General features: G+C 38.8%; 12 protein-coding genes. All 12 read right to left on the bottom strand.

Features of this window, described 5'->3' with window-relative positions:
• Nucleotides 1-16: 16 nt before the first annotated feature.
• The 12 genes from VYJ22_RS04285 to VYJ22_RS04230 all read right to left on the bottom strand — a co-directional run bounded on the left by VYJ22_RS04285 (nt 17) and on the right by VYJ22_RS04230 (nt 15,502).
• Entirely contained in the window at nt 17-637 is a 621-nt protein-coding gene (locus VYJ22_RS04285) for a hypothetical protein (protein ID WP_329905253.1), read from the bottom strand.
• Between the two features lie 16 nt (nt 638-653).
• Complete coding sequence (locus tag VYJ22_RS04280) at nt 654-1,577, bottom strand: DUF4302 domain-containing protein (protein ID WP_329905252.1); 924 nt, start codon at nt 1,575-1,577, stop codon at nt 654-656.
• A 2-nt stretch (nt 1,578-1,579) separates the two neighbouring features.
• A complete protein-coding gene (locus VYJ22_RS04275) occupies nt 1,580-2,527 on the bottom strand; it encodes a putative zinc-binding metallopeptidase (protein ID WP_329905251.1) in 948 nt (315 codons plus the stop codon).
• Between the two features lie 16 nt (nt 2,528-2,543).
• Nucleotides 2,544-4,031: a RagB/SusD family nutrient uptake outer membrane protein gene (locus VYJ22_RS04270; RefSeq protein ID WP_329905250.1), complete on the bottom strand. Its 1,488-nt coding sequence runs from the start codon at nt 4,029-4,031 to the stop codon at nt 2,544-2,546.
• A complete protein-coding gene (locus VYJ22_RS04265) occupies nt 4,028-7,384 on the bottom strand; it encodes a SusC/RagA family TonB-linked outer membrane protein (RefSeq protein ID WP_407989345.1) in 3,357 nt (1,118 codons plus the stop codon). Before VYJ22_RS04265 ends, VYJ22_RS04270 begins: the two co-directional genes overlap by 4 nt.
• A 403-nt stretch (nt 7,385-7,787) precedes the next feature.
• Nucleotides 7,788-10,241, bottom strand: a complete 2,454-nt coding sequence (locus VYJ22_RS04260; RefSeq protein WP_329905248.1) for a TonB-dependent receptor domain-containing protein — start codon at nt 10,239-10,241, stop codon at nt 7,788-7,790.
• Between the two features lie 959 nt (nt 10,242-11,200).
• Nucleotides 11,201-12,031 carry an FKBP-type peptidyl-prolyl cis-trans isomerase gene (locus tag VYJ22_RS04255; protein ID WP_329905246.1) on the bottom strand — a complete coding sequence of 277 codons (831 nt, stop codon included), beginning with the start codon at nt 12,029-12,031 and terminating at the stop codon, nt 11,201-11,203.
• A gap of 37 nt (nt 12,032-12,068) precedes the next feature.
• Nucleotides 12,069-12,899 carry an FKBP-type peptidyl-prolyl cis-trans isomerase gene (locus VYJ22_RS04250; RefSeq protein WP_329905245.1) on the bottom strand — a complete coding sequence of 277 codons (831 nt, stop codon included), beginning with the start codon at nt 12,897-12,899 and terminating at the stop codon, nt 12,069-12,071.
• A 35-nt stretch (nt 12,900-12,934) separates the two neighbouring features.
• Nucleotides 12,935-13,519, bottom strand: a complete 585-nt coding sequence (locus tag VYJ22_RS04245; protein WP_329905569.1) for an FKBP-type peptidyl-prolyl cis-trans isomerase — start codon at nt 13,517-13,519, stop codon at nt 12,935-12,937.
• A gap of 202 nt (nt 13,520-13,721) precedes the next feature.
• Nucleotides 13,722-14,474 carry a DNA alkylation repair protein gene (locus VYJ22_RS04240; protein WP_329905243.1) on the bottom strand — a complete coding sequence of 251 codons (753 nt, stop codon included), beginning with the start codon at nt 14,472-14,474 and terminating at the stop codon, nt 13,722-13,724.
• On the bottom strand, nt 14,461-14,760 hold the full coding sequence (locus VYJ22_RS04235; RefSeq protein WP_329905242.1) for a GNAT family N-acetyltransferase: 300 nt from the start codon (nt 14,758-14,760) through the stop codon (nt 14,461-14,463). The genes VYJ22_RS04240 and VYJ22_RS04235 overlap by 14 nt, the downstream gene beginning before the upstream one ends.
• Nucleotides 14,744-15,502 (bottom strand): lysophospholipid acyltransferase family protein, encoded by a 759-nt coding sequence (locus VYJ22_RS04230; RefSeq protein ID WP_329905241.1) that lies wholly within the window; start codon nt 15,500-15,502, stop codon nt 14,744-14,746. Before VYJ22_RS04230 ends, VYJ22_RS04235 begins: the two co-directional genes overlap by 17 nt.
• Between the last annotated feature and the right edge of the window lie 330 nt (nt 15,503-15,832).

The following is a 15,832-nucleotide window of genomic DNA, read 5'->3' as shown; positions in this document are numbered from 1 at the left end:
TATTCATTCTTTTTAATTATGGTAAAATTATTTTTTCGCAATATGATGGATCTATTGTTCCTAATCCATCGAAGCTCTTATAAAAATTAAATTCCAATTTTGGTGTTATGATCAATTTGTCTTCAGACTCAGCCTGTATACTAGCCCTCAATGTAAAGCGATTGCTTCCTCCTCCCACAATGGCAAGGTATATAGGATAGCCTGATTTCGCATTATAGCGAATTTGTTTGGAAGCTCCATTCTTATAATCAAGTTTTCCAAAAACCTCTTTACTTTTGAGTGTCACGAGTTTCTTCTCTTCGTTTACATAGCGTATCATGAAGTCTGAATACATGGGGGCGTTATCATTGTACGCATCGACTTCTCTTATATAAATATCTATTGTCACTGTATAATTTCGGATTTCACCTTTCGGAGTTATCCCGGGGTAGACAAAACCATTTTCGTCAGTCTCGGGATCACATGGTGATTTGAACATATTCTCATAACCCTCGTCCCGATCAGGAGTGTCTATAGCTGCAGAATCTATCTGAAAAATACGCCAATAGTCCTCCTCAGGCATATCATCTATTTTTTTGTTGCAAGCGGACATGAAAAGGAGTAGAGTAAAAAGGAGGCAATAATGTATTTTTTTCATAAAGAAAATTTGTTTTTTATTTTTTGGGATAAGTGATAGTAGCTTTGAACCCCTTTACTTCAGAAATGTAATGATTCTCGCTTTTCATTGTAAAGTAATTGAAAAGAATCTCCTGACTGAATCGCAATCCGGGAAAAAACTCTACCCCCTCTAAAGAAGGCGAGTATCCGGACGCAAGTCCTGTCCTGCCTGTTTTTGTAAGATCCAGATCTTCTTTTCTGAGAAAAGCAATGTAACGAACATCTGGATTAATAATTCTATCACTATATGTTTGTTGAGGATTGGGTGCATAGTTTGTTTCATAACGAACACGGCCTTTCGCATCTGTAATTGTGAGGATATATCGGCCCATTTTTTCAAAATGAGTTCTATTTTCAGAGACTTTCCGGGCAATATCCACAATCGATGATCCTAATGGAAGTTTTTTCATGACAATATATTCCATGCCTTGATCTTTGTGTCGCAGAGTACGAAAGACAAGTTGTCCATCCGAAGTTTCTTCGTTAAAAAGAAAATCATTCTGCCTACCTATCAGATGATAATTGGGGGTCGTGAAGGAAAGTTGCGCATAAGCCCCCATACTCACTTCGAACTGCGAAGTACGAGGTTTATCAGGCACTCGGTCAGACAGCATCTCAAGAGTCCCATTACGATAGAATTTGATGAAAAACTTATAGCCTCCTATTCCAAAATACGAACGAATGAATGAGAATCCATGCGGTATTTCATTGAGATCTTTGCGAATATCAGAAAATTTTGTGCTGTCTACATGAGGGAAGTAGGTCATCTCCCATCCGTTTTCCGCTGAAACAAGTTTTTCCCTTATTAATGCAATGCTCTGTTCAGTGCGTGTAACAGGAGAATTTTTAAAAGATAGCTCTACATCCTGAGAGCAGGATATAAAGAAACTGGTTAGGAATAAAATGATAAGGTATTTCATCGCTAATTGGGTTTATTGTTCTTTTTAATAAATCTGTACATAGCAACGGCGCATTCGGCCTGTAGCTTATATAAGTCTATGCCGAGAACCTCTTTATAGTATTTTGCGACAAAAGCTTGCTTGGCTTTGAGAGTCTTTAATGCTTTAGTTGCATTGTTTTTCTCCTCAATCCTTTGATCAAGCAAGCTTGGATCATCATTGGGGTCTATCGGTATAGGAGTAGTGGCGATCTGAATAAATTCGTCTATCTCTTTGCGTGAGTAAGATAATAATACACTCGCAGTCTCGGCAAAATCTTGCTCCGGCTTCCATGTGCCATCAGGACTAAAATATCCAAATTTAAGAGGGAAATAAGCCTTACCGTCTTCGTTCCATGTAAGCTTGCGATTAGTGAAGTTAAGTTTCTTGAACTCCTCAATGTCATATGGATATTTGGAAGTAAGTGTGTTCACAAAATTGCTATGCGCCATGCGCATTACTTTACGTACTTTTTTCACATCGGCCGGATCAAATGAGTCAAGGTCGAATATTTGCATCTGTAGAGGTTTGAGATTGTGTGATATTTCCTCACCCAGATCGCTGTAAAATGTTCGACTACCAAAGAGAAGTATCTGTTTAGGACTATTTTTTTTGACAAAATCTTTCCCTCCGATAGTCTTTAGAGAATATATATCAAACAGAAGTTCTGTTATCGTCTCCAATACAGGTTTTATCTTTGCTTCATCAGGGGGATACACATTAGGAATATCCACAACTAAATTGGCATCCCACCTATATTGTACATCGATATTATACTTTTTAGTAAGATTAATGTCAATCCATTTGTCCAACTCTGTATGAGGACGAAGAGTGGGACGTATAACGCTTTCTTTCTCGAAAACATCCGCTTTATTACAAGAGATGCTTCCAAATAAAAAACATAGTAATAGCGGAATAAGATATATTTTCATTTTTTATATACTTAGGTTATCTTGGGTTGGGTTCTATACCGGCTTTAATCGCTTGAGAAGGAATTTGCATAACCTGTCTGACATCGAATTTCTGCAATGTCTTATCAGGACTGAAAGACTCTCCTTTCTTATTTCTACTCACCAAAACATGGAATCTTCTGATATCAAACCAGCGCAAACCTTCGTGTATGAAAGCTCGTCTTCTCAACTCCGAAACAGCCTGAACCATGGAGCCTTGGTAAGTTGACAAGGGTTCAAAAGGTGTATAAATATTTTTCCCATTGGGAAAAAGATTCATAAGCTGGTTTTGTGACAGCTTCCACCAAGCAATAGTGCTAATAAAGACAGACAAATCTACAGAAGCCTCAAAATACTTCTTTTTCATCGCGTAGGCCTCTGCTCTGTTGAGTAATACCTCTTCTGTTGTGAAAAGATTATTATTCATAAAAATACCTCGTGGATTATTACCGGCTTCTTCATTGATAGAATAATCTTTGAATTTCTTTATATAAATAGCCGTACCGTTGCGTGAATTCTTACGAGTGGGGTAGATAAATCTTTCGTTGGCAGGGCCAAATTTTTCCAATAAATCTTTCAACAACTTAGCATTGAGTCCGTATTGCTCATCAATATAGTGTCGTCCGACGCGAGACTCTACCGATGCTATGAGCAAATTACCCTTCTCCTCAGGGAAAGTGTAAGCAGCAGATATTCCGTCATCGGTAAAAAGGAATCTATCATTATACTCTCGCCAATCGCGAAGGTGTGAAGCAGGGTTATTACCCAAAACATAAGTACTGTAAGCTATAGTCTTGTCCCAGTCTCCTTTGTAAAGAAAAAAGCGTGATGCCAAAGCATAAGCAGCCTCCTTATTGAAGTGGTAGCGCGGATGCTTGTAATATTTATCATCGACCAGACCTATTCCCAAAAGAAGATCATTTTCTATTTTTTCATAAACCTGACGCACAGTACCCCTATCATACTTGGGGAAAGCATTCTTTTCAGGTTTGCTCAGATATGGAATACCTAAGTCCACATCTGCTGTAGCAGGGTTATAAGGCTTTGCCCATATATTTACAAGCATAAAATGGAGATAAGCCCTTAGGAGTAAAGCTTCGCCATAGAGACTTTTGATCCGTGCTGTTTTATTAGTGAATTTTTTCAAAGCCTCCAACACATGATTGGCAAGGGCAATACCGCGATAACAATCGTTCCAATAATTAAGTGGGGTATCCAAATCTTCTTGGTCGTAGTCTCTCCAAAAATACATTCCCTCATTAAGTTTCCTGTTTACCCCTCCAATACGCTCGCCTGCATTATCGGTACGAGCCTCCAAAAAACCGAAATAAGACGCCTTGGGATAAGCGGCCGTAAGCATTTCAGCCAATTTCTCCTCGGAATCGACATCTACACTAAGGGTACTATCCGGCATTACTTCCAAGTAACGATCGCATGCAAGGCAAGAAAATACGATAGAGAATAAAAGAATTATTTTTTTCATCATAATGTCAAGTTTAATGTCAAGGAGTACATTTTAGTCATAGGGGAAGTCACACCACCTGTGCGGAAAAACTCAGGATCCTGCCCGTTAAGCTTTTTATCGGAATAAATAAGGAAAGGATTAGTCGCTTGTAATCTTAGTGCAAGTGATTTTAAGCCAACCTTCTTTATAAGACTTTCGGGTAGTTTATAGCCTAATGAAATATTTTTCATTCTGATAAAACTACCGTCTGCAACTCTTTGGTCTGAATAATTATAGGTATTATAAGCCCGTTCGATGTTTTCTTTCCCTATATTCTTAATCAAATCTGTGGATGCGAGTACAGGAACATTAGTAACGAGTTCATCTCCCGGATTGAGCCAACGATCCGAATAATATTTATTGAAAACATTCAGATCCTGAAATGAAGGATCATAGGTTGGCTGTAGTCTGATCTTATTTCCCGCCTGGAAAGTAATAAAGAATGAAAAATCGAAATTTTTATAACTAAATGTATTGGATATCCCTCCCGTAAAGTTAGGCTCTATAGGGCCATGATATTTGAGGTAGGACTTAGAATACTTGGTATCCAAAAAGTCTGCTCCCGTAATATTGGCGTAAGGAAGATTTTGGAAAGGATAATCACCAAAGTTAAACGTTGGAAGACCTTGCGAGCTTAGCCCTGTAAATTCAAAAGAAAAGAGAGACCCACGAGCATATCCCTGTAGATTACCTTGTCCCGTACCGGCAACAAGATCAAATGTATTGGGGGAGTTTCGGAGTCTTGTAATCTTTTGTTTGAAATAACTCATGCTAAGCATGGTACTCCACGAAAAATCATCCGTTTTGATATTTTTGGTATTGAGAGTAAGCTCCACACCCGTAGTTTTAAGATCACCGAAGTTGGCATATTTGAAATACTGACCTCCCACTCCTGAGGTACGTACGAGGTCTATAAGGTCAAATGATTTTCTTTGATAGACGTCGAGTGTAGCATTGAGCCTATTGCCAAACAGGCCTGCGTCTATACCAAAATTGAGCTCATACATCTTCTCCCAAGTAAGATCACGATTCTCAAGATGCTCCAGTTGCATCTCATTTTCTTTGTCTTTGAACCAACGGTTGGTGATCAGACTTTTAAAAACAGCTAAGGAGTTTATCGCATGTTCATTCATTTTGGCAGTAAGCCCATAACTCGCCCGTAGTGCAAGAGTAGAGATGTAATCATATTCTTTGATCTCATCTTCTTGATCAAGATTCCACTTACCTCCGATATTCCAAGTGGGCAACCAACGCGAACGCTCTCCTTTTCCTGCCATATTTGATCCTTCATAGTTGAATACGGCGTTGAGGATGTACTTACCGTCATAAGCATAAGTTGCATTTCCTGAAAAAGTGATACCTCTGTCACGACGAGACGTTAAACCAAAATAGTTTATATTTTCTGATAAAATCTTTTGGAAAATAAGAGGAGAAGTAAATATTTGATTACCTCGGTCAAATTGAATACCGTATCCTTGGAATGGATTTGTTTCTCTATCAGCATACCTGATTTCATTAAAACCGAACAGCTTCAATTGATGCTTGTCCCATTTTTTATCGAAATCCAAAGATGCTCTGAAAAGATAGCTCTGCAGTGTTGTTTCCGTTTTATTAAAAATACCTCCGTGGGGAAGAGCTACTTGTGGTTGTCTCAAAGGATTTTCGGGATCTCTGAAAAGGTAAATATTAGCATCTGCGACTTCACTATTTTCATTTGCCCTAAAAGCCATGATGGCATTCGAATTCTCCTTGATATAATGAGCATTAGAGGTGTTTGCCCTTCGTCCTACAACGAGGAGGTTACCCTTGAGGTTTTTATTGAATTTATATTCCGCCTCTCCTTGTATTTTCAGATCAAGCACATTGATTTTCATATAATTATTTTCATACTCATTGATGACGTTAAATGGTGCCCAGTTGTTACGGTAGTATTCCAGGTCACCGTTCTCATCTCTTGCTCTGAGTGTTCTGCTGGTTCCCATTGCATATACAAAGGGATTTATATCAAAATCTCTTTCAAAAGCTCCGATTTCTGAGTTTTTACGTCTTGAGAAGGTTCCGGGTGCTTTCTGATTTCTGATATTTCCTTGAATTATAAAATCTGTCTTCAGTTTATCATTGATATAAAAAGTATTGCGGTAATTTGCTGTGAAGCGATTGGTTCTTTCTGTGATAGTGAGTCCTGGGTCATGATAAAAGCCGAGAGATATGTAATTGGTCATATTTTTACTCCCACCACTGAAACTGAGCGAATGACTTTGGGTGGGAACATATGGCCTATATATTTCTTTGAACCAATCCGTATTGATACGCTCTCTACTTCTCAAGAAATCCATTTTGGCCTCATCAGTATTGGGGAGTTGGTATTTACCGGTTTGAGGATTATAATTATTTATACTATTATACATCTGATAGTAAACACCTCCTCGTCTGCCGTACAATGACGAAGCCATAGTAAAATACCCTTTGGCTTCCATCTCACGATACATAGACATGGTTTCTTGCGAATTCAGCAAATCATAATCACGATATGACGGAATAGGTCTATGGCCTTGTTCGTAAGTATAGCTTATTCTATAAGGAGTATTGCGCTGTCCTGATTTAGTTGTCACTACTATAACTCCATTCAAAGCTCTTGCTCCGTACATTGAAGTTGCCGAAGCATCCTTGAGTACTTGCACATCTTTGATATCAGAAGGGTTGATACCTGCTATAGCGGAGCTGATCAATGTAACAGCATCTCCTGATACAAGCTGGTCAAGGCTCAAGCTTACAATATCTTCATATACGGCTCCATCCACAACCCATAAAGGTTGTACATTGGCCTGAATGGAAGCTCCTCCTCGTATATTAATTCTTGGAGCAGCGCCAAAGCTTCCTGTAACATTCTGGATATTTAGTCCTGCTACTCTACCTTCGAGCATTCTGGACATATCTGCTACACCATCGAGTTTCACATCACTTGCAGAAACTCTAGCGGTGGCACCTGTAAAAAGTCGCTTATTTGTTGTTACAAGCCCTGTTACTACAACCTCTTGTAATTCTTGAGTAGCAGGCAAAAGTATGATCTTCATTTGAGGGCGGGCTTTGACCTCTTTGGTTTTCATCCCTACAAGAGATACGCTTAGGATGGCATCCGAAGGAACATTCAAATGAAACTTACCGTTATGATCGGTTGAAACTCCATGTGATCGATTGTTCTTCAATACCACTGCAGCTCCGATGAGGGGTTCCCCACTCTCGTCAACTACTATACCACGCACATCTATTTGAGCCATCAGCCAACTGGAGCTGATAAATAATAGTGTGAAGTATATCAATAGCTTTCTATTCATTTTTGATTCTTTTTGGTATTCAAAGCTTATGCTTTGGGTCTAAGTTTTGATTTATGAATTTTACACATCGGCTAAAAGTACATCAGTCAGTAGGGTAGTCTCAAATACCTTTGTTAAGTCTTGGCATCATTATTATCTGTGGCATTTGTCAAGATGCAACTATAACAGAAGAGATAGTTTTAGAGGATAAAACATATATTTATTCTATCTCCTAATATGCATTTCCGCTTTATATTGATTGAGGTTTGGATAGATGCACCATTCTTATTCTTTATAAGGTATATGTCTATCAATAAAATTTGGACTGATATACTGAAACAGACATAAGTCTAAAGTAGAAGAATCTTTCGTTACTCAATTATAATGAAAGAAGTCCTCTACTTTGAGACTTATGGCTCGGGTATTAAAAATTGACTGAAACTCCGCCCATCACACTTCTGGGGAGTCCTGAACGAACTCCATAAGGCGTGCGTGCTGCAATATTAGTTTGATTGAATAGATTGTTGGCTGACAAACTGAGTGTAACCAGTTTGCTTAGTTTATATTTTGCACTGGCATCTATTACAAAAGTTTTTCCTGCGATATCTTCGTGAGAGATAGCTCCTTTGCCAGCTTGCGTACGAAATCCTGAGCTGTAGCGTGCATTGGCTGCAAGCATGATGCATTTATAACCAAAGCTTGCCCCAAGGTTCAACTGATGCTTAGCAATGTATGGAATCTCATCTCCTTTTTTCACTTCGCCCCAGTTTTCACTGTGAAATTCATTTCTAAATGAAGTTTTTGTAAGAGTGTAACTCAAAGATAAAGGAAGTGAAAACTCTGATTTCTTGGAAAACAACTCATAGTTGAGTAGAAGTTCCAAACCGCTTACGTTGGCAGCACCTGCATTGAACTGTGTAAGTGTACCTGTACCACCTGAAGCAGTGAGATCACTACCGAGAAGGTTGCTGTAATGATTGAAGTAACCTACGATCTCACCATAAAAACGTGATGTATTATAGCGAGCTCCCAGTTCGTAATTGACACTCTTTTCTGGTTTGGTATCTTCTTTGCTTCCCGGAGGGGCAAATCCCATGTGTACACCACCAAAAGCAGATAGTTCTTGAGTAAACTTGTAATTAACCCCAATACCCGGTATGATGGTACCGCCAATATTGTTTTTCCTTTCTTTGAGACTTCCACCTTCACGCTCAGGATCCTTCTTACCATAGTCTTTTTGACCTATGGTAATATGCTCATATCTTACACCCGGGGTAACAAAAACATTTTTATATCTGAATTTGTAAAGCAAATAGGCCGAGGTAGCATTGGCATAAGTAATCTTGTTATCACTTGAGCCCGGTATACCTTTTTTGGTCAATATCATGGTACTGTTTTTCATATCATATCTATCAGTCCATTGAAATCGATCTTCATCATCTTTGTGGAAACGAAGTCCGGCTTCAATATCATTGAACGTCTCTCCCCAATAGAAATGATAGTCAGCTTTCATCTGTACGCCTTTGGCTGTATACTTCCTGCTATTGGCTTTTACAGACAATGCTCCTTTTTCATTATCAATCTCGCCACGGAGTAGCTGTATGTATTCTTGATTATGATTGGGATCTGCCAGCACTGATGCCAATGAGATTTTCAGATCCTTATTATTCTTGTCTTTTACGGTAATATTGTCAAGCTTGTACCAGTTACGAGAAAACTCGTTGGCGTAAGCTGTGATATTGAAATGGAATTGGTTTTTCAGATCTAGGCTATAAGTAGCAGCATATTGCTTGTGATCTGTTTTCATACGATCTTTGGCAGATGCAGCATAACGGCGCAATGGCGAAACTTTAAAATCAGCTTCTGTAATCCCCAAATAAGTTTCATCAGAAAGTTCATCAGAATATTGAAACTTAAGATCCAATTTGTGTACTATATCCTTACTTCTATCCGTATTGAATCTCATCTTGGCCACAACATCATTCCTGTCAAACCCTTTCTTATCAGCATAGTCGATTTGTTTGAACCCATCAGATGAGTGCTTCAAATAGTCTACCACATATCCGAAATATTTGTAAGTATTACCTACCGTAGTGCGCATACGTACAGTATTATAAGAACCATATCCGGCATCTACCCTCCCGTGAAATTTCTCAGGGATACGTGCAGAAATCATGTTGATAGCTCCACCAGTGGTAAATGGGCCGTATTGGATCTGACTACTTCCTTTAAGTACTTCCACTGCATCCATACGTCCTATTGTGGGGAAGTAATAAGCTGCCGGAGAAGCATAAGGAGCAGGAGCGGCTAAAATACCGTCCTCCATAATTGTAATTTTGGAAGACCTACCCGGTGATGATCCGCGCAAACTAATATTAGGTCTCAGGCCAAACCCATCTTCTTCATAGAAGTTTACTCCGGGAACTTTAGCCAATATACGATTGATATCAGTATAATTAAATTTTGCAATCTCTTCCGGCGATACGTAATAAGCCGATCCTGTACGGCTGAGGACAGCATGCTTACTGCCCAATATCGTAGAAGGAGAAATAATGACTTCATCAAGTGCAATATTTTGCTCTGATAGAATAAAATTATATTCTTTGTGCTGGTTGGGTAATAATTTAATATTTTGTTTCGTTGTTTTATAGCCGACCTTAGAGATCACTACGGTATGATTTCCGGCAGAAATATTCTTTATTTCATAATACCCCTTGCTGTCACTGACCGCACCTTGACTCTTGGGGCTTATGTAAACATTGGCTGCTTCGACGGGGACGTTATTCGTAGAAAGGATACGGCCTCTGAGGGTAGCTTGCTGCGCATAAATAAATGTGGGCAGAAGCATAAGTAGTAATGTAATTTTTGATTTAATCATAATTGTTTAAAATTTCCACGGGCAAAGATAACTTTTTTAAAATGTGATAAAAATCCCCTAAAAAGGGGGTTTTATATGATAAAAAATCACCATAAAAGGGGAATTAATTGCATTAAACCATCAAAAAACAGTCAAGCTTCTCAGCTCTGAAGGCATTCATATTGAAGGCTCGTAGATTTAGTTTAGCTTTCTTGATATGAGCTTATAAGCAATTGATATCAAAATTAAGGTCAGCTACAAAATATTATACCTAAACAGTAGATCGAGTTTCTTTCGAAAACCATTTGGGTGTGGATGATGAGCATTCTCCCAATGTTCTTTTTATCGGGTATAATAATTCAAAATCAAGTCAATACTTATCACGATTTCTTTTGCGTAATAAATGATAATTTTGGGGTCTGAAGCGGGCTACATTATTTCCTAAATTGGTGATTATTTTTTCTTAGTTAGGAGTTTGTATTTTCTTAGTTAGAAAAAAATATTTTCCTAACTACGCTTTGATATTTTTTCAACTAAGAAAATTTTTTTGCCTAGTTAGAAAAATAATGCGACGTAGTTAGAAAAATAATACAATGTAACTAGAGACTGTTGCAAAAGTCAACAGTCTCATGGATTTTGGAGGCAAAGCCGACAAAAGACACTTTGACCGGGCAGAGAAGGTAAAGTGCAAGGCGCTAAGAGTGAGTGCACAGGGAGTTTACTTCAGGTAAATGACCAACCGCGAATCTCGCAAGCAACGAAGCAATTTGCGTGCTATGCAACGGTCTCAACTAACTAAAAAGTGCCGGGATCCCACCAATTAACAAGATCCGCAAATAGCAATGTAAAACTATTTACGGATCTTATTAAATATCAACACTTCTATAAAAGCTATAAGCATAGATCACAATCAAATTATAGAATAAAAAAATCCCGATGGAATAATTTCCATCGGGATTTTATTTTATCAAGATTGAATTTTATTTCACCACTTTTACCAACTCAACTTCAAAGATCAATGTGCTGAAAGGAGGTATAGAGTAGTTGCCACGCTCGCCATAAGCGAGTTCCTGAGGGATAACAACTTTTACCTTTTCGCCTTCTTTCATCAACATCAACATCTCTGTCCAGCCTTTGATTACGCCATTTACATTGAATTCGATACCTTCTTCGTTCTTATCGAACTCAGTACCATCGATCAAAGTACCTACATATTTTACCTTTACTTTATCTTCAGCTTTGGGAGTAGCACCTGTACCTTCTTTGAGGACGATATAAGAAAGACCGCTAGGAGTAGTTTTTACATTTGCTTCTGTGCGGAATTTTTCTATAAACTTCTTACCGTCTTCGATATTCTTGCCATAAGTTTTCATAGCTTCAGCTTTCTGCTTACGACTTTGGTAGTTGTTCATGAAATTTTGAGCTACGCTATCAGACATAGGCTTGTTCAATGAATCTCTGAGAATCTTGGCATGAAATACTTCATAGAATTTGTCCATATCCACAGAATCAGCTCTCAATTGCTTGCCAATATTCATCGCAGTAAGACCACCTGCATAGTAAGAAAAGCGAGTACTGTCTTTCAACGCTTCTTTAAAACCACGGAGAAATTCCATAGAATCAATCTTCTGCCCCTGCTCTGCAGACATCTGGATGGTCTGAGCCATTTGGTCTCCATACATCATACCGATAGCACAAGCAAGGCTATCCTTTTCGGTCTTAGGCTCTACCTTCTTAGAACCACTTTTGTTACAAGAAACAGCTCCAAGCAACAAAGCCGCACCGGCAAGAGCCATAGTTAACTTTTTCATAATTAAATCTTTTAATAATAATTTTAATTTATTCTTATTACTTCTTCTTATTTTTCAAATCCGACACCTTATTACTTTGTAACGGTGTAGAAGCTTTACTCAAGGAGTCGACACCCTTAGCTCCCGGAGCCTGTGTTTCAGGTTTTGCTTTTCCCTTATACACATCTAATAACTCAACTTCAAAGATTAAAGTCGAATTGGCCGGGATCTCTTTTAGCGTACGCTCACCATAGGCAAGGTTGGCCGGAATATAAAACTCATATTTGGCTCCTTTGTTCATGAGACAAAGCCCCTCGGTCCAACCCGGTATTACCTTCAAAACAGAAAACTTTACCGGTTCGTTCCTCTTATATGAATTATCAAATTCATTGCCATCAATTGTTTTACCTATATAATGCACTTTTACGGTGTCTTGAACTGTCACATTAGGCCCCTGCCCTATCTTCAATACTCTATACTGAAGTCCGCTAGTTGTAACGGCGACATCAGGCTTACGACTATTATCAACCAAGGCCTGTTTATTCTTTTCGGCGTATTCGCTATTTTTCTGGGCGGCAGCTTTTGTGAAATAAGCTCTCAACATCGAATCAGCCACATTGCTGCTGATCTTGGGAGTTCCGGCGAAAACGTCTTGAAAAGCCTGGGCAATGATACGTTCATTAAGAGGATTGCCGGGGACTTCTTTCAACGATTTTTTAAAAGCATCAGCATTGGCTACACCAAAGGCATATGATACAGAGTCCGACTTGGTGGTCATTGCTCCCATCTGTACTACTTTGCTATCGATATTTCTCAACGTAGAGCAAGAGTAGCCGATTGTCAATAGCAAACCCACAAAAGGAATGCAGGCTTTTTTTCTCAATGACATAATAACTCAATTATTGTTTACTGATCCGTATGAAATCATACGATATCGAGAAGTTCGATAATAAAAATAAGAGTGCTGTTAGGCTGGATCATCTGTCCGGCACCTCTTTCGCCGTAAGCCAATTTACTGGGAATTGTAACTTTCCATTTAGAACCAACAGGCATCATTTGCAATACTTCCGTCCAGCCGGCAATAACTCCGCTTACAGGAAATTCTGCAGGTTCACCGCGATCCATTGAACTATCAAAAACAACTCCATTGATCAAAGTACCATGATAATGACAACGTACCGTATCCTTTAGGGTAGGTTTATTACCCGTGCCCATAGTGACTACTTCATATTGTACACCACTGGGTAATGTAGTTACGCCCTTTTTAAGTCCGTTTATTTTCAGGAACTCTTCACCGGCTTGCTCATTAAGCTCCATAGCTTTCTTTTGCAACTCCATAAAGAAGTTATTGATAACTTCTTTAGCTTGATCGTAAGTCATATCAGGTTCTCTTTCATGCAATACATCTTGTACACCTTTTACAAAGTCTTCCGATACAATGCTGTCGATGCCCGACGACTTGAAGTTATTACCGATACTAAGTCCTAATGCATAACTAACTTTATCCATCATATTTTTGATATTCTATAATTAAATAACGATTACATGTTTATTTGCGCAAAAGTAATGATTTTTATCGGATTGCGAGGCTTCAAACTCTATACACATAAGTATTTTACACTCTTTTGGCAATAACTTACAACCTGCATTTGCCGGATTCGATTGTCATAGATTCAAGGGCTGTAATAATAGAGCCACCTATCTACATAAATCACCCATCGATATCCTTGACAAGATAAGAGCTTTTGAACTGCATATAATATTTTCGCTGATCAGCAGGCATCTTTTCTATGGCATAACGCAGAGTAACACGGGGCATGGTGCCTGCATAAGAATCAAGAAAATCGTAAAGCAACTGTATATCCTTCTTGCCCATCTCCCTCAGTGTCCATCCTATAGCCTTACGGATAAGATCGTGTGGATGATACAAAAGAGCTGTGCAGATACGAATAGTATGATCGAAGATGCGCTGTCGAATAAATGCTTGTGTACTTACGATAGCAATACGTTGCTCCCATAGATCAGTAGAAGAGGCCAACCGATCCAACTCCCTCATTGCAAGGCTCTGATCACGAAGCAACCAATCGCCAACTATCCTACAACAGCTTATATCTACAAGATCCCAATTGTTGATATAAGGAGTATGTGACATGTAAAAATCGTAATACATTTTACGTCCGTTATCATCCGAAGCCTTGGCATAGGCCTGACATAATGATATGATAGCAAAAGTGCGCACTTCATGGTATGGCTCTCTCAACAACCTGTCCAGCACATCCAAGTCACGAACTCCATGTTGAGCAACGAGCTTACGTATCACCGGTACTTTTACTCCCAAAAATACATCACCCTCGCCATACTGGCCTTTATCGGACTTAAAAAAACGCAGTAAGATTTGAGCCTGCCGCTCATCTGCATTTAGTCGAATAGACTCGACAATCTCATTACTCTTATTTCGCGTCATGATGTAATACATCCTGCCACTCGGGGTGCCTCTGTAAAGCAACTACAGCATAAGAGCACACCGGAATGAGCTTGAGATGATGGAGTCTGCAATGCTCGACAACAGCTTTTATAAGCTCAGCAGCAATGCCTCCACCTCTATAATCAGGTCTAACCACCGTATGCGTAGCAACCACTTTATCGTCACCGCCATATTCCAATGTGGCATATCCGATTTCCTCTCCTTGGATACTGGCAGTAAATTTAATATCCTTAGAGGTTGTTGTAAATTTAATTTCCGGTCTCATTACATTCTTGTTCATTTAGCAATACTGAAGCTATACGAGCCTGGGCCTCACGTGCAGTATATTGTATATTCATGGGATATATCCCCATCTCCTCCATACGGATTTGAGGATGTATGGTGAGAATAAGCTTATGAGGACGAGGTGATATCTTCCCAATAGGTAATACATTAAAAGAACCGTCGATAGAAATGGGTACAATAGGCACCTGAAGTTCATTAGCCATAACAAATGCTCCTTTCTTGAACCTAATCATACGTCCCGTCTTAGTGCGACTCCCCTCGGGAAATATAAAAATAGAAGTGTTTTCTGCAAGCACTCTTTTGGCTGCTATCATTGTATTGTTGATAGATGATCTCTTATGGCCATCGACAAATATAAATCCTGCTGCTTTACAGGCAACTCCCACGAAAGGTATCTTTTTGATGCCTTCTTTCATGACCCACTTGAACCGTATACCAAGATATCCATACATCATGAATATGTCAAATGCACCTTGATGATTAGCAACAACAACATAAGGTCCTTTTTTATCCTTTAGATTTTCCTTACCACGGATTTCTATGGGACAAAGCGTGAGCCATAGTGCAGCTCTGGACCACACCATCCCCGGATAAAAACTAAACCACTTACTTCCGCCCAGGGTGCAACCTATAAAAGTCACCAAAGCACAAAGCATAGTAAGCACAAAAAAAACAGGAAAGACAATAAGCCAAAAATATATCAGATACAATACTCTTAACATATTATAGATAGTTCATTATTAATATAAGCAAAGTTATAAAAACAATGGATATTTATTGATCATTGCTGATCATTGTTAGGTATCAAATTCACTACAGACGGATTTTTCATACAGAAAACCATTCATTCTTGCACTCAGAGCAAATAAATTAGGTATTTGCCCTATTTTGGGGGTACTGGAAATAGTAAATATAAAGTCCTTAGAGCAAGAAATTTGGGCGATGGCAAAGAGAAAGAAATTTTGTAAACAATGGTGGTGATATCTGTATATAAATGTAAATAATAGATAAAATAATTTGTTTTTGTGAGAGCAATTGTTATCTTTGTAATA

Source organism: Porphyromonas pogonae (assembly GCF_036320655.1).
GTDB classification, from domain to species: Bacteria; Bacteroidota; Bacteroidia; order Bacteroidales; family Porphyromonadaceae; genus Porphyromonas; species Porphyromonas pogonae.
This window is presented reverse-complemented; position numbering and strand designations above follow the sequence as displayed.